Annotated in this window: 13 protein-coding genes; 9 read left to right on the top strand and 4 right to left on the bottom strand. The window is 50.1% G+C overall.

Annotated elements, in window-relative coordinates:
* Positions 1-429: 429 nt before the first annotated feature.
* The 7 genes from KO492_RS09510 (at position 430) to KO492_RS09480 (ending at position 9,089) form a co-directional block, all read left to right on the top strand.
* Positions 430-717 (top strand): hypothetical protein, encoded by a 288-nt coding sequence (locus tag KO492_RS09510; protein ID WP_216044746.1) that lies wholly within the window; start codon positions 430-432, stop codon positions 715-717.
* A 50-nt stretch (positions 718-767) separates the two neighbouring features.
* A complete protein-coding gene (locus KO492_RS09505; RefSeq protein WP_216044745.1) occupies positions 768-1,127 on the top strand; it encodes a hypothetical protein in 360 nt (119 codons plus the stop codon).
* A gap of 283 nt (positions 1,128-1,410) precedes the next feature.
* Entirely contained in the window at positions 1,411-3,804 is a 2,394-nt protein-coding gene (locus KO492_RS09500; protein WP_216044744.1) for a type I restriction-modification system subunit M, read from the top strand.
* Entirely contained in the window at positions 3,801-5,075 is a 1,275-nt protein-coding gene (locus KO492_RS09495) for a restriction endonuclease subunit S (RefSeq protein WP_216044743.1), read from the top strand. The genes KO492_RS09500 and KO492_RS09495 overlap by 4 nt, the downstream gene beginning before the upstream one ends.
* A gap of 11 nt (positions 5,076-5,086) precedes the next feature.
* Positions 5,087-5,329: a hypothetical protein gene (locus KO492_RS09490; protein WP_216044742.1), complete on the top strand. Its 243-nt coding sequence runs from the start codon at positions 5,087-5,089 to the stop codon at positions 5,327-5,329.
* A gap of 9 nt (positions 5,330-5,338) precedes the next feature.
* Complete coding sequence (locus tag KO492_RS09485; RefSeq protein WP_216044741.1) at positions 5,339-8,359, top strand: type I restriction endonuclease subunit R; 3,021 nt, start codon at positions 5,339-5,341, stop codon at positions 8,357-8,359.
* Between the two features lie 229 nt (positions 8,360-8,588).
* On the top strand, positions 8,589-9,089 hold the full coding sequence (locus KO492_RS09480) for a hypothetical protein (protein WP_216044740.1): 501 nt from the start codon (positions 8,589-8,591) through the stop codon (positions 9,087-9,089).
* Positions 9,090-9,436: 347 nt separating this feature from the next.
* Here the strand turns inward: KO492_RS09480 and KO492_RS09475 are convergent, their stop codons facing one another.
* Genes KO492_RS09475 through KO492_RS09465 form a run of 3 tightly spaced genes read right to left on the bottom strand, consistent with a single transcriptional unit; the run spans position 9,437 to position 12,731 of the window.
* Positions 9,437-10,369, bottom strand: a complete 933-nt coding sequence (locus KO492_RS09475) for a hypothetical protein (protein WP_216044739.1) — start codon at positions 10,367-10,369, stop codon at positions 9,437-9,439.
* 2 nt (positions 10,370-10,371) lie between these two features.
* Positions 10,372-11,574: a DUF3696 domain-containing protein gene (locus KO492_RS09470; RefSeq protein WP_216044738.1), complete on the bottom strand. Its 1,203-nt coding sequence runs from the start codon at positions 11,572-11,574 to the stop codon at positions 10,372-10,374.
* Positions 11,562-12,731 carry a DUF262 domain-containing protein gene (locus KO492_RS09465; RefSeq protein ID WP_216044737.1) on the bottom strand — a complete coding sequence of 390 codons (1,170 nt, stop codon included), beginning with the start codon at positions 12,729-12,731 and terminating at the stop codon, positions 11,562-11,564. The genes KO492_RS09470 and KO492_RS09465 overlap by 13 nt, the downstream gene beginning before the upstream one ends.
* A gap of 451 nt (positions 12,732-13,182) precedes the next feature.
* Here KO492_RS09465 and KO492_RS09460 point away from each other — a divergent pair, with 451 nt between their 5' ends.
* Together KO492_RS09460 and KO492_RS09455 are read left to right on the top strand one after the other, a co-directional pair.
* On the top strand, positions 13,183-13,578 hold the full coding sequence (locus tag KO492_RS09460; protein WP_216044736.1) for a hypothetical protein: 396 nt from the start codon (positions 13,183-13,185) through the stop codon (positions 13,576-13,578).
* Between the two features lie 199 nt (positions 13,579-13,777).
* On the top strand, positions 13,778-14,128 hold the full coding sequence (locus KO492_RS09455; protein ID WP_216044735.1) for a hypothetical protein: 351 nt from the start codon (positions 13,778-13,780) through the stop codon (positions 14,126-14,128).
* Between the two features lie 953 nt (positions 14,129-15,081).
* Here the strand turns inward: KO492_RS09455 and KO492_RS09450 are convergent.
* On the bottom strand, positions 15,082-15,376 hold a 295-nt coding region (locus tag KO492_RS09450; RefSeq protein WP_216044734.1), incomplete at its 5' end, for a hypothetical protein.

Genomic DNA, 15,376 nt, shown 5'->3' with positions numbered 1-15,376 from the left:
TTCACCGCCTGCGCTCCCGTTGAAACTCGGAGATATAGCGCAGCACGGATAGGTTGATTTGGGGCCTTTGTTTGATAAGTCATGTCGGGTCTACCATTTTGTCTGTTCGCGGCACTCCTATTCGTCAAGGAGTCGCGCTCACTCCAAAGGATATTTTGCAGGCCATTCGGCGTTTCTACGCATCTTCCCAGAAGCAGACGCTCACTGGTTGAACGCATTTCACAGAACACGAAATCCCGACTAACCTGTCAATCAGTATCGCCTGTGGGCTCGCTATAGTACGCTAATAGACCCGCCATAATTTGTGTCCACGGCAACGATGATACGGATATTCGGTTCTTTCTGTATTTCGTCGACATCAAGGAACGATGAGACCGCGAACATTGTTCGAAAACCATCCTCGACCGCAGGATTGAAAAAAATGTCGGAATGGGTGTACTCACTTCAATCGATGGTCAATCGATGGATTTTGCCTCCAAAGCGGAAACCAACTTCGCAGACGTAGTTCCTCAGGCCAAAGGTCCTCGTTTTTCTCTAAACATTGAGCCTCACGACATCAGCGATCCTCGAGGTTTGGTCGGAGACGTTACAGGTGTCGGACGCTGGGGGAACGGCTTCTCCGAAGTGCGCTTGAATAGGATTGAGGAGCTTTCCTATGTGGTCGGATCGGCAAGGCTGGCCCTTGAATGCCAGCTGGATCAGGAGCACGCAGCCTGATAACTTTGGTTCAGCGCAATTAACTGATTAATAAATGTAGGACCTTCGCAATGATTAAAATGAGAGATTTGAACTCAGGATTTACTTATCGGTCATCATGGACTGGATACGCCAAGGGCTACGGACTTAATATTGAGAATGCCCCGGTTCTGCATAGCGCACGCATTGATACCAATCTGGTATATAGCGACCCCTTTAAAGGGGCTCGCAACGGGTTCCAAAGAAAATATGAGCAATTCATGGAGGCGCTCCAGAAAAGCAAGTACGCCATCGTTCGACATGGTGGGAAAGACGAGAACCAAGAACTATTTGGATCAGGCAAGCTTATTGCGGTTTACGAAATTGCTTCTCATGAAATTGACGATGAAGGCGGTGTTAAAATCCGCTTGGGGAAGCGCGTCGCTCATTAAATCTTACACGGGTGCCATCGGAAATCTTACACGGGTGCCATCGGCTTTGTACGCAGTTCCGGTTATCCTTTAGCCAAGTGTCAGACAACCTGTGTCCAAGTTACTGCAAGGTGGCGCGGTGGGGTAATTGTGGCATTATCGGGCAATTACATATCTATTAGCTCGAAGTCTCTTTGCCCTTCAATGTGAGCATTGAACATAGTTGAGGTTTGGCGCTGTTAGTCCTACCCTTGCTGTGGCAGTTTTCTGTCCAATGAAACGGAAATCAACTGGGCGGCAGGCAATGAACCAGACAAGTCACAATAATCTCGTTTCCTTCATCTGGCGCATCGCCGATGACTGTCTCCGGGACGTCTACGTGCGAGGGAAGTATCGTGATGTCATCCTGCCGATGGTCGTCCTACGGCGCTTGGATACCTTGCTGGAGCCAACCAAGGACGCAGTCCTCGAAGAGGTGCGCTACCAAAAAGAAGACATGGGCGCACTCGAACTGGACGATGAGCCTCTGAAGGATGCATCGGGCTATGTGTTCTTTAACACCAGCCCGTGGACACTGAAGAAGCTTCACGGCACCGCCACGAACAACCAGCAGATAATGCTGGCTAATATTGAGGACTACCTCGACGGCTTTTCCGAGAATGTCAAAGAGATCGTCTCCCGCTTCAAGCTTCTCGACCAAATGCGGCACATGGCGGACAAACAGGTGCTGCTCGACGTCATCGAAAAATTCGTCTCGCCCTACATCAACTTGACGCCACATGAAGTCGAAGACCCTGAGGGAAACACTCTGCCGGGCTTGTCGAACCTTGGCATGGGCTATGTCTTCGAAGAACTGATCCGCAAGTTTAACGAAGAGAACAACGAGGAGGCAGGGGAACACTTCACTCCGCGCGAGGTGATCCACCTCATGACGCACCTCATGTTTGATCCGATCAAGGATCAATTGCCGCCGGTCATGACGATTTATGACCCCGCCTGTGGATCGGGCGGTATGCTGACCGAAGCGCAGAATTACATCAAAGAACCCAGCGGCCCAATCCAGGCGCGGGGCGACGTTTATCTCTACGGCAAGGAGATTAACGACGAGACCTATGCGATCTGCAAATCGGATATGATGATCAAGGGCAACAACCCTGAGAATATCCGCGTCGGTTCCACCCTCTACACAGACGAATTCTCGGCCAATCGTTTCGATTTTATGCTGTCAAACCCGCCCTATGGCAAAAGTTGGAACAGCGATGTCAAATATATCAAGGATGGCAAGGATGTCATTGATTCCCGTTTTCAGGTTGAGCTGACTGACTACTGGGGCAAGAAAGAGACTATGGATGCAACCCCACGCTCCTCGGATGGCCAACTGCTGTTCCTGATGGAGATGGTCAACAAGATGAAGCCCGTGGGCACCAGCCCGCTCGGATCTCGTATCGCATCGGTCCACAATGGCTCCAGCCTCTTCACCGGCGATGCCGGCAGCGGTGAGTCCAACATCCGCCGCTATATCATCGAAAACGACATGCTGGACGCCATCATCCAGCTGCCGAATAACCTTTTCTATAACACCGGCATCACCACCTACATCTGGCTCCTGACCAATTCCAAACCCGAGGCGCGCAAGGGCAAGGTGCAACTGATCGACGCAAACCTCCTCTATCGTAAGTTGCGCAAGAACCTTGGTGACAAGAACTGCGAATTCTCAGAGGACCATATTAAACAAATCACTGAGGCCTACCTGAACTTCACCCCCATTGAGCGCGAGATCGACGCCAACAATGATCCCGTAGGCATCGCCGTGCAAATCTTCGACAATGAGGACTTCGGTTACTACAAGGTTACGATCGAACGCCCTGACCGCCGCCGGGCGGGTTTTACCGAGGATCGCATCGATCCCTTGCGTTTCGACAAGTCTCTGCGCGAGCCGATGGAATGGCTCTATGCAGAGCATGGAGACAAGGTCTATGAGCCTGGTTTTTTGAAGGATCAGATCAAAGCCATCACCGCATGGTGCGAAGAGCAGGGGATCACTCTGAACGCCAAGGCGCGCGGCAAGCTGACCGACACCAAATACTGGGTCAAACTCCGCGACCTGCTCCACGCGGCGACCCAACTCATGGGCGATATCGGCACTAACGAGACATCCGATTTCAACGCCTTCCGCGATGCTGTGACTAAGGCAATCAAAGCCCGCAAAATTAAGCTGTCCGCGACTGAGAAAAACGCGATCCTGAATGCGGTCAGCTGGTATGACGAGACGGCCGAGAAAGTCATCGCGAAGCGTCGCAAAATGTCCTCAAGTGATCTGGACGACCTGACCACGCATTTTGGCTGCGCCACGGACGATCTGGCGGATTTTGGGTGGTATGTCCAACCCGATGGCAGCTATCTGACCTATGAGACGGCGACCGACCTGCGCGATACGGAAAGCGTGCCGCTCAAGGACGACATCCATCGCTACTTCTTGGCAGAGGTGAAACCGCATGTGGAGGAAGCTTGGATCAACCTCGACTCTGTGAAGATCGGTTATGAGATCAGTTTCAACAAGTATTTCTACCGTCACAAGCCCCTACGGAGCCTTGAGGAAGTGACACAGGATATTCTGGTGCTGGAGGAAAAAGCCGACGGGCTGATTGCTGATATCCTGGGTGTTGAGGTGGCGACGAAGTTGGAGACGGCGGAATGAGTGTCTCGACTTACCCGAAGTATGATCGCATGAGCACAACCTCGGCAGCTCACCTCCCAATTATCCCTGATCATTGGGAAGCTCGACGCGTCAAATATGCGGCCACCATGAAATCTAAAAAGGTCGGCAGCGTAGGAAGCATCTTGCCTTACATTGGGATGGAAAATGTGGAGAGTTGGTCTGGGCAGATTCTTGCGGGAGGGAGTGAGGTCGAAGGGGTGGCGACAACCTTTGATGCGGGAGACATCCTGTTTGGGAAACTCCGTCCTTACCTCGCCAAAGTGACTAAGCCAGAGTTCGCTGGTATTTGTTCGTCAGAGTTTCTGGTTTTCGCGCCTATAGAAGAGGCGTTGGGTGACTTTCTGGCATATGCTATGCGATCGTCAGATTTTATAAATTTCGTGAATGGCTCTACCTACGGGGCAAAAATGCCGAGAGCGAACCCGAGTTTCGTTGCAAATGCCGAGCTCCCGTTTCCTCCGCTCCCCGAACAACGCGCCATCGCGGGGTTTCTGGACGAGAAATGCGCCAAGATTGATAAAGCGATGCGGATCAAGGAGGAGCAGATCAAGCTTTTGGCCGAGCGCAGGCAGATCCTGATCCAGCAGGCCGTCACCCGCGGCCTGAATCCCGATGCCCCCCTGAAAGACAGCGGCATCGACTGGATCGGCCAAATCCCCGCGCATTGGGAGGCTACGCCCCTAAAGCGGCTTTTTCATGAGCGAAACGAACGCACCGAAAGCGGAAAAGAGACATTGCTGTCGCTTCGCATGATCGAAGGCCTTGTTCCGCATGATGAGGTTTCCGAAAAGCCGATTTCAGATGCTGAACTCGTCGGCTACAAGAAGGTTTACCCCGGTCAACTGGTTATGAACCGGATGCGAGCCTCAATCGGCTTGTTTGGCATAGTTGATCAGCCAGGCCTCGTAAGCCCCGATTACGCAATCTTTGATATGCGTGATGACCTGTTTGGCCCGTACTATCTGAGCCTTTTCAAGACAAAAGAAATGGGCGCACGATTCAGAGTGTCGTCCCGCGGCTTGGGTACGGGCTCTTCTGGTTTCATGCGTCTTTACACCGACGACTTCGGCGCAATTTCAGTCCCCACTCCTCCCAGAGAAGAGCAGGAATGCATCGTCAACTACATTGATGGCGTGACCCAGAAGATCAATGATACTTTGGAAATCAAAAAAGCTCAAATTGATACGCTGAAGGAATACAAAACAAGCCTGATCAACGCTACGGTGACAGGAAAGATCAAGGTTTCTTAGAGGAGCTCCAGATGTCGAATAAGAGTGAAGTTGCCGACAGATTGTCAAAAGTATCGGACAATTACATCAAGGATATGCTGCACGCCACTGAGACAGCATTCGAGCATGATGAAAGCCTTTCAGAGGACCAGAAGGTTCGATTTCAGCAGTTCGATCAGGATGGTGTCTACTACGGCACCGATATCTATTCCGATTGGAGCCAGTGGAGAGAAATGTTGCAGCACGAGGCTGTGCGACGTAACTTGGTTATTTGAGGGTGCCTTATGAATATCTCGGTCAGCAACACCAAGGAAATCGCGCTGGAACAGGCTATCGAACGGTACCTGACCGGCACGATATCCGAGGAACTGGCCGACGGTGTTATGCGCAAAGGCCCCTACCGCATCGGCCGCCCCGCTGACTTTGACGCTGGCCTCGCGCTTGACGCCGCCTTGTTCTGGGAATTCCTTGAGACCACGCAGGGCAAGGCGCTCGACAAGCTGAAGACCCGAAATCCTGTCGACTGGCAGGCCAAGATCACTGGCCAGTTCGACAAGCTGGTCAAACGCAAGGGCGTGCTGCATATTTTGAAAAAGGGCTTGCCTGTCGATGACGCGCATTTCACCCTGATGTATCCTGCGCCGCTGGCCAGTTCGGCGCAAAAGGTCCACGACAACTTTGCCGCCAATATCTGGAGTGTTACCCGACAGGTTCATCACTCCAGGGCCAATCCGAATGAATCCGTAGACATGGTGCTGTTCCTGAACGGCCTGCCTATTGTCACGTTGGAGCTAAAGAACGCCTGGACCCATCAGAGCGCTCGTTATCACGGCCAGAAGCAATACCGCGAACGTGACGCCAGTCAGACCCTATTCCAGTTTGGCCGCGTGCTGGTCCATATGACCGCCGATACGGACGAAGTATGGATGACGACCAAGCTGGCGGCAGGCAAGACCTTCTTCCTACCATTCAACAAGGGCCACAACGAGGGCGCAGGCAATCCGCCCAACCCAGAAGGCCACAAGACAGCTTATCTGTGGAAAGAAGTGTTCCAGCCGAATAGCCTTGCTGGGATCATCCAGCATTTCGTTCTGCTTGAAGGCAAATCCACTGATCCGTTGGCCAAGAAAACGCTGATCTTCCCTCGCTATCACCAGCTTGATGTTGTCCGTAAGCTGTTGAGCGCTACGGCAGAGCATGGCGTCGGCCATAGTTATCTGATCCAGCACTCGGCCGGCTCAGGTAAATCGAACAGCATCACTTGGACGGCGTATCAGTTGATCGAGAACTATCCCGACAGCATGGACCTGCCCGGCGCACGCGCGCTGGATACGCCGCTGTTTGACAGCGTGATTGTGGTTACGGACCGTAGGTTGCTGGACAAGCAGTTGCGCGACAACATCCGCGACTTTTCGGAGGTAAAGAACATCGTCGCCCCAGCGATGCGCTCGGCCGATCTGAAGGCGGCGCTGGAGAATGGCAAGAAGATTATCATCACGACGATCCAGAAGTTCCCAAATATCATTGACGGCATAGCGGACCTGAGCGGAAAGCGCTTTGCCGTGATTATCGACGAGGCCCATAGCGGTCAAAGCGGCATTTCCCATGACAAAATGAACCAGGCTATGGGCGGCGCGACAGATCCGGATGAAGAGGATAACCAGGACAATATCCTGAAAGCCATGCGGGGCCGCAAAATGCGCGGCAACGCCTCCTATTTTGCCTTCACTGCCACGCCCAAGAACACCACGCTGGAGAAATTTGGTTCGCAACAACCCGACGGGAGTTTCAAACCCTTCCACCTGTACTCAATGAAGCAGGCGATTGAGGAAGGTTTCATCCTCGATGTTCTGGCCAATTACACTACCTACAAGGGCTACTACGAGATTCAGAAGTCGATTGAGGAAAACCCAATCTTCGACACGGCCAAGGCGCAGAAGAAGCTACGCGCCTATGTCGAGCGCAGCCAGCAGACGATCAATACGAAGGCCGAGATCATGATTGGCCACTTCATCGACAACGTAGTCAACACCAAGAAGCTGCGTGGCAAGGGCAAGGGGATGATCGTCACACAGAACATTGAGGTGGCGATCCGTTACTACAAGGCGGTTCAGGCTGAATTGAACAAGCGTGGCAATCCCTTCAAGGCATTGATTGCCTTCTCTGGTGAGAAAGAGGTCGACGGGATCAAATATACCGAAGCGGAGATGAATGGCATCGCTGAGGATAAGACCCGATCCGAGTTCGATAAGGACGAATACCGCCTGCTAATCGTAGCGAACAAGTATCTGACCGGCTTTGACCAGCCAAAGCTTTGCGCGATGTACATCGATAAGAAGCTTCAATCAGTCTTGGCTGTACAGGCACTATCGCGGCTGAACAGGTCATCGCCAAAGCTTGGTAAACGGACTGAAGACCTTTTTGTGCTCGATTTTTTCAACGAAACCGAGGACATCAAGTCTGCCTTCGATCCTTTTTTTACTGTGACAACACTGTCCGAAGCCACGGACGTCAATGTGCTCCATGAGCTGAAAGCTACGCTTGATGAATCAAGTGTTTATGAGTGGTTGGAAGTCGAGGAATTCTGCGCCCACTTCTTTGAGGGTGAGGATTCCGAAGTGTTAAGTCCATTGATTGATACGGCAGCGGATCGGTTCAACGAAGGCTTGGACCTTGAGGACGAAGAAAAGATAGACTTCAAGATTAAGTCTAAGCAATTCGTTAAGATCTATGGGCAGATGGCTTCGATCATGCCCTTCGAAGTCCTGGATTGGGAGAAATTGTTTTGGTTTCTGAAGTTTTTGATTCCCAAGTTGAAAATCCAAGACCCAAATCAGGATGCCTTGGATGAACTTCTCGAAGCAGTAGATCTTTCCTCATATGGCCTTCAACGCACCAAGCTGAATGAAGCTGTAGAGCTGGATTCTGCTGAGGCCGAACTGCAGCCCCAGAACCCGAATCCTCGTGGATACCGTGAGGATAAGGGGGATGAAGATCTTTTGGAGGAAATTGTTAGAAGTTTTAATGAACGATGGTTCCAAGGCTGGAGTGCTACCCCGGAAGAGCAACGAGTAAAATTTCTCAACATCATTGACAGCGTCAAGGCGCACCCGGACTATGAAAATAAATTCAGTGAAAACCCCGATCCGTACTCGCGAGATATCGCCTTCGAGAAGATCATGAAGGATGTTATGCTGCGTCGGCGCAAAGAGGAGCTTGAACTCTATAAGCTCCACGCGAATGACCCGAGCTTCAAAGCCTCTTTTTATCAAAGCATAAAAGACCTTTTGCAGGGTGCGCCCTGACCATCGACACCGAAGGGCGAGTACTCACCCTTCTCGTTCCTTTCGGTGAATGTTTTGGCTTTGTTGCGCCTACTGGTTCAACAATCGCCGCCTTCTTGGACCTATTGGGAATATCCCGCCAGCCGAGGCCGAAGAGAACTTCTATGAACAGCGCAATGTGTTCGATATGTTCGTGTGAAATGTAGCTATATGCCTCCGGAAAGCTGGGGGCGATTCGATAGGACACTCAATGTTGTCGCGTTTTAAAGAGATACAGCGTTCTAAAAAGCGGATCCGCAGAGAGATTGAAGACAAGCTCTATGAGGAAATATCAAAGGAGTTCATAGAGCAGCGTTTTGACCAAATTGCATATGTAAGAGCTTTGGAAGAAGCGGAAGGTGACGAAGCAAAGACACAAGCTGCATATATACGGCAGCGCATGATACAGATGCAGAATGAATTGGATGCTGCCGGAATTTCTCGTGTTCGGGAGGAGAAGCAACGCATGAAAGAACTCGAAATTCAGCATCAGTTGGTTGAACGCAATCAAAAACATGCATTTTACGTGCAACATCGCGAACAAATCGATGAGGCTATAAATGCAGGGGTGGAGCCAAGCAGAGCGGTGCAAAGAGTTTTCTATTCAGAGTTTAAAGCTTTCTATAAAAAGTGGAAAAAAGCAGACTTTGCTCGACGATATTTGCCTATTTCAAGTGCATGGACTGAGTTTTTCAGGGGCAAAAACTTTTAGGTCGATTGTCTATAGCGCTCTCTTCGGTGGAAGTACGACGTGTCTTGTCGCTGGGGCGCTCATAGCTACTTTGCTGGGTGCGTCTTTTGTGATCTGCGCGACTGAGCTCAAGCATCAAACGCTGCGCTATCAAAAGGAAGGGCACATCGCCGATAAAGAGATTGTCAGAAATTTTTTACTCTGACCCATTAAGATGGAGGAAGGTTCCGCCGCTTGTTCGCCGAATTTACGCTCCCAACGCAAGAAGCCACCATTTGGTGTTAAAGAGGGTGGTTGTGTATGGTAAATTTTGGTTGTGGGAGGCTTTGGCGTCTCGATTGTTCGATAGTCTATCATCGAAATACGCATCAATTTCTTTTTGAGACCTTCAGATGTGGCCCGATGTAACCAACCTCAATTTTCTGGGTATCCGGAAGTTCACGAACGTGCACACGAAACCCATCTGTTACGTTGGCATGAAGTTCATATATGTGAGACGCTCCATCCTCTCCAAGGAATTTACGTAGCTTCCCATACTTATTCATTGTGCTCTCAGTTTCGCCCCTAACGTCCAAGACATAACAAGGTCGACCTTCCCACTTTGATGCCGAAGTATTCAATTGCTGCAATTTCTTTACCGCCTGAGAAAATTGTATATCCCCCAATGCCTTCAGATTATTTGCGACTGATGGCGCGAAAATAAGATGAGGAAAAAGCGCGGCCCGCTCGTCCCAGATATCAGCTGCAGACTTATCACCTATTCCTTCTTCAATGATCGCCTTCTTCAGAGCTTCAACCTTGTCAGAATAGACATTGCCAACTTGGCAGTGCTCTTCAATATGACCGTGGATGGGATCGGGCTTAACCACAGAAACTTCAACAAAATTATTATGCCACGAGGAATCTTCCGCAGCACTCACTGCTATTCGGTCCGATGAGGCACACAACAACAAACCATAGCAATCAGGGTGATCTTTGAGAGCCCAGCCAGCCAAGCGCTCGAAAGACTCATCATCTAAGTCTTGTTCAAGAGGAACCTTTTGGGAAAGGTGCATTAAAAATACACCCTGGTCTTTTGTCTCCGCATTATTGGTGACCTCAAGCATCGCGTCAAACAGGCTGAGATCACTTCCAATAATAATATCACTGACTGGTTTTGAAAGCCGAATGGCTGAATGAGTCAGACCTGCATCAACTAACGAAGCCATTCCGATACTGATGTTCGACAACGCATCGCAGGCATTAACTCGGGACGAAAAAGCGCCCTCGCCACAAGCATCATTAAACGCAAATTCTCTCATATTCATTTTCCAGAAATCGGCGTTAATAGCCTGGCGATGTTGAAATCTCTTTCATCAAAAAAACCTTCCGGCCATTCGGAAAGCCTACCGTCTTCCTGCAAATCAGGGCTAATCACCGCAGCTTCAGAACCAAACCTTGTGAAGTAATGAATTTCCACGTCATCCGGGTCACATTTTCTTTCCTTGGCCGAAATTCGAACACCATCAAGAAAATGATCACTATGAGTTTCGATAATAACCTGAACACCAGCTGCTGACGTTTGGGCCGCCAATTGTCCTAAACGTGTTTGCCCTCTGGGATGAAGATGTGCTTCGGGGTTCTCGATTATAACTAAATCCCCTGGGCGAGCACTCAAGAGCGAGACCAAAACGGGAAGAACATATGAAATTCCAAAGCCAACATTTGTGGACCGAAATGGCTTTGAGGGAACATCCCTCTTCCTTTCAAAGGAATACCGCGACGTAAAAGCATCAATTTCGGAGTAGCTTCCAATCTCAATTCGCGTGCCAGGACTTACCTCTTGCAACCAAGCTTCAACCTGAGCCCGAAGGGACGATGAACTACCATCTATGTGCAGTCGAGGATCTGCCTCATTCAATAAACCGTCTGAAGGACGGGAGAGCAAGCCAAGAACAAACTCCCCTTGAGCTCCAATCTGGTTATTCCGTACATGCTCTTCCGAAGAAGGAAGCATTTTCCTCGGCCCAAGCCGCTCCGCTGAAAGATACTGAAACCCACGGGAAGAGAAAATTGGTGGCGACTGAAATACGTCATGGGTGTCAACAGGCACCCAGTCGTTGCTGTTCTCGTCCCAAATGAAATCCAGACGATTGTTGAAGATACGCGTGGAACCAGAAGGCTTGAGGCTATCAGAATTGCGATCATACGCATAATTGAATTTGCTGCGCATTATTTGGCCTCGGGAATCCACGAAGTCATACCCTAACGAAAGGTCGTCATCCTCAGCCAAGTCGAAAAAGACATCGGCACCAGTTCCCAGCTCGATCAGATCACCGTTCAACTTCAACCGACGGCTTCGCTGAAATGATAAACCAAAAGATTGTCGTAACAGCAGCAACGCCTGAATAACACTACTCTTTCCCATTCCGTTCAATCCGGTCAGGATCGTTAAATTTCCAATGTCAATTTCGTCTTCTCTGAAACACTTAAAATTCTTCAGATTTATGGATATTATTTTGCACATTTCTTCAGCGCCTTATCTATCATTTCTTCGGTAGCAATAAACCGCCGACGCACTCTCGCAGGAACTCCCGTAGAGTTTGAAATCGAGACCTCATAATCTCGATCATGCAATAATAATTCTGAAAAAATTCCACGCAGCACGGCTGCGTTCTCAACCAAATATTCAATCTCAGCCTCTGTCAGCTTAGCCAAACAAACACTCCAAGTCTCGAAAAGGGGCTTACTGATCGGTTTGCGCGCGTCTCTCAGATCATAGCGTTTTCGAAAGGCGTCATCTCCAAAAATGTCGAAGGCTGCCCTCATTCCCTTCTGGAAAGCCGCAGCACAATCACTTCTATTCCAATCGGACATTTCATTGAGTTTTCTCATAGCCGAGTTCAAGAAACCATCAAGGTCATTTGAGGTGTATTCTCGCCAGTCTGTTAACCAGAACGCCATAAATCGTAAGACACATTCACGTGCAAGCATTCGCCTATCCGAAATACTACGGCTTGTCGCTTGGAGGAATTCCTTACTCTTCGCCAGGTCACGCAACAGCTCGCGTGCTGGCCCTTTGTTTATCGCGTGTCGGATTTCCTGACCATTGAGGGTAAGCCCGCCGGTGTTAATTCGACTAAAAACATTGAACATCACTTCTTCTGGAGTTCCAGGTTGAATAACGTTCAAAACCAGCTCTGTTTCCTCAATCCTTCTCTGCATGCTTCGCGGCAATTTTTCGAAACTTAGATCCTCCAACTGCACCAGATACTCCAAGCCACGCAAAGAAAATTCGCCATTCATGAAGTCAGATATCGTTGAAAGCCTTTGAAGCCCGTCGACTACGGCCCAGTTTTCATCCCTATCACTTGCTACATAGAACGCAGGTAAAGGTATCCGCAGCAAAAGAGATTCAATCAAACGGCTCTTCTGTTTTAGGTTCCATATCCCCGCATTCCGCTGGAAATCGGGCGACAAATCCATTTCGCCATGTTGAATGCGTATGTTCAACAGGCTTACGGTCTTCGTCTCCCTTACGATCTTAATTTTTTCTGGGTCAAATGGCCTAACGATACCAATCAGTTCGTCGTCATGGGCCTCCTTTTCAAGACCTGTGGGCATCCCATCATCGCCAAGCTCCTGCTCGATTGGGCTTGGCAAGTTTCTTTTAGAAAGTTCCATCGGCTCCTCAGGGTGCTATCCCAGTCTCTTCGCGCCCCTCGATACTTGAAGCACGACATTATAGGCTTACCCTCCAATAGCAGGATACTGCGGTCAGTTGTATAAATTTTTGTTAACGCTCCAATGCGCTCTATGCCATCAGTTTGAACAGCTCCTGTTTTCTTAGACGCCTTGCAGCTTTCGTTGCCATCCAAAGTCTGCCGGTGAAACTTATCTTTCTCAAGAAATATTGCGAAAAAAATATTTCGTCATTGCAGATATTGGCCAACATTATCGGCGTCTAACGAGAAAAATAACTGACGCAAGGAACCACGCCACTCAAGACTTACGCCGCTTCTGTGAAACACTTGAAATATACGAGCATCGGTAACTTCCGAGACTTTAGCCTCCGACTTTCCTGACCCGCCGGGACGAAACCCGGTTCCGCATATTGCTATAGGAGGACTGTCTCATGTTTCACAAACAGTACATTGCCGGCACCAATGTCTGCACCATACCACGAGAAGAATTTGAACTTCGCCAGTTTATGTCGGAGCGCAAAGAAGGGATCGCTAATGCCTCTGCTCTTTTGGCGGGCAAAAGGGGGGCGCGACTCGTGGATGCGATCCAAGAAGGGCTTGCTCAGCCGGGGCCGCTGACGCGTCGCATGGAACGTCTCTTTCTCGAACTAAACAGCATTCTGCATTTGGAGGATGCACACAACAATCCTGGCTTCGAGTTTGGTTGTCTCAATATGCTGGAGCCTGAAGATGCGGTCCTGGCCGAAATCTGCTTGCTGGCAGATGGATTAGACGATGCACTTCGCGCAGCCGATATCATACCAAACTTGGGTGAGAGCGATGCCTGACGCTGGTTGTCACGCCGCCTCAGTTGCGGGGCGGCCCCTTTCCTGCGCGGATGCGATAAATTTTCTCGCTATCCGCGCAGAAGACTGGCGAACAAGTCCAACGCGTATGCGCCGCCTGATCGTTTCCTAAGACCTTCGGGAACATGAAGCCGAAGAATAGGCATCACCAGTCACTTCACAGCATAAAAGGGAGTTTATCATGCATAGCACGATCACTCACGATATCAGTCAGGCTCGTTTTGATGCGACGGCCGCGACGGAAAGACATTTGCACTACAATGGCGCCAGCCTGTGCGATCTGCTCGATGCACTCGATGACAAGAGCGGTTTCGAGACGTTTTGTGACCTGCATGGTATTTTGGCACAATCGTTTCCAGATGCTGATGCAGTCGAGGCGGCGCTGCGTCATATCCATCAGGTTCTTGCGCGCCAGAAACCATCTGTGCTCGATCGCATTGGATATGAACGGCGGTTGCCTGCGTCGGAGATGACTCGATGGCATGGCGCACGCCTCAGCGACATTCTCGCCATGTTCCCACGTGCGAGGTGAGATCATGACACGCTGCCCTCTTCAGATCAAACGGGAACGACGTTTGCGCGACTTGGAAAACGAGGCCGATATTGAGCAAGACATCTGTGATGTCACTCTATGGCTCATGATAAAGTATGGCCTGAAACCATGTCATCTCTGGGTCGAACGGCACTACACTCAGAGAGGACACCAGATCGCCAGGGTCTCCGTTTTCGACCCGTCGGACCATATCGAGCGATGGACTGATGCTGCGCGTAACGCGTTTCTCGCACTCGGCTACGATATTCATGACTCGGGTGCAGATATTTACGGATACGAATTCTGTAATGGGAAGCACTCGAAGCATGAAGCGATTCAGGCGTATGCCAGGATCGAACGTGCGCTCGCAACGCGTGGCATCCATTCTTTAAGCGAGGGCCCAGAATAGACAGGGTCGAACAGCTGGGCTGGCAATGGCTGCTCGCCCAGCTGTGTTCATCCAGTCAGCAAGCGTTCAAAGATAAAATGCCGGAGGGGCAGGAAAATTTCTTCGTCATTTTGAAATTTGGCCAATATGGGTCGTGTTTGTAAGTCGTTGATAGTAAACAGTAAAAATTTAAATACCTCTTGACAGGGCTATTCCAGCGGACTATGTTCTTCAACACAGCAGAACGGCCGCCGATCGTGTGGCCACCTTGAAGCGGCACGACAGTCGCTGCCAGAAAAACAGCCAAAATGGCCAGTGTTAATGGATAGGGGTGTTCTGTGTGCGCCAGTTCAATTTGTAAAGTTTATCTACCTGCCGCGCGATGATCGGTCGTGCTCACACTTCGTGTCGACGTCTTGGATGTCAAAGTCTCGCACTTCTTGAAGCGGTCATGAGGGCCGCGACCGGATATAACGCATCCGCCCGTGTTACGGCATTCGTGCCAAACATTCTCAAGAGACCAATGGCAAAGGACAGAACACAAGCAAGTAGAGTAAGCCGTTTTTCAGCCTCTCAAAAACGGCGAATTTCCACGTCTAAACGTAGTGCTGGAGTTGGAGCGAAACGATCTCGCTGGAACCCTGCTGAAATTACAGCCGAGGTTACGCTTCAGAATGCTGTTCTGGATGGCGAGTTGAAAGCCGTTGAGGACTTTCTGACCGAACAGATAAACGAAATTTTGGGACGAGGCAGACCTTTTTCCAACAAGAAAAGGGAGAAAACACAATGAACCAAGAAGGTAGTAAGCCGCTTCGCGCTGCGCTGTATCTCCGAGTTTCGACGGGAGCGCAGGCGGTGAA

It is taken from the genome of Celeribacter halophilus (assembly GCF_018860305.1).
Classification (GTDB): domain Bacteria; phylum Pseudomonadota; class Alphaproteobacteria; order Rhodobacterales; family Rhodobacteraceae; genus Celeribacter; species Celeribacter halophilus_A.
This window is presented reverse-complemented; position numbering and strand designations above follow the sequence as displayed.

Bases quoted from the DNA above. Each gene is read 5' to 3' on its own strand.
- KO492_RS09510 (WP_216044746.1), top strand. From the start codon at position 430: ATGGGTGTACTCACTTCAATCGATGGTCAATCGATGGATTTTGCCTCC.
- KO492_RS09505 (WP_216044745.1), top strand. From the start codon at position 768: ATGATTAAAATGAGAGATTTGAACTCAGGATTTACTTATCGGTCATCA.
- KO492_RS09500 (WP_216044744.1), top strand. From the start codon at position 1,411: ATGAACCAGACAAGTCACAATAATCTCGTTTCCTTCATCTGGCGCATC.
- KO492_RS09495 (WP_216044743.1), top strand. From the start codon at position 3,801: ATGAGTGTCTCGACTTACCCGAAGTATGATCGCATGAGCACAACCTCG.
- KO492_RS09490 (WP_216044742.1), top strand. From the start codon at position 5,087: ATGTCGAATAAGAGTGAAGTTGCCGACAGATTGTCAAAAGTATCGGAC.
- KO492_RS09485 (WP_216044741.1), top strand. From the start codon at position 5,339: ATGAATATCTCGGTCAGCAACACCAAGGAAATCGCGCTGGAACAGGCT.
- KO492_RS09480 (WP_216044740.1), top strand. From the start codon at position 8,589: ATGTTGTCGCGTTTTAAAGAGATACAGCGTTCTAAAAAGCGGATCCGC.
- KO492_RS09475 (WP_216044739.1), bottom strand. From the start codon at position 10,369: ATGAGAGAATTTGCGTTTAATGATGCTTGTGGCGAGGGCGCTTTTTCG.
- KO492_RS09470 (WP_216044738.1), bottom strand. From the start codon at position 11,574: ATGTGCAAAATAATATCCATAAATCTGAAGAATTTTAAGTGTTTCAGA.
- KO492_RS09465 (WP_216044737.1), bottom strand. From the start codon at position 12,731: ATGGAACTTTCTAAAAGAAACTTGCCAAGCCCAATCGAGCAGGAGCTT.
- KO492_RS09460 (WP_216044736.1), top strand. From the start codon at position 13,183: ATGTTTCACAAACAGTACATTGCCGGCACCAATGTCTGCACCATACCA.
- KO492_RS09455 (WP_216044735.1), top strand. From the start codon at position 13,778: ATGCATAGCACGATCACTCACGATATCAGTCAGGCTCGTTTTGATGCG.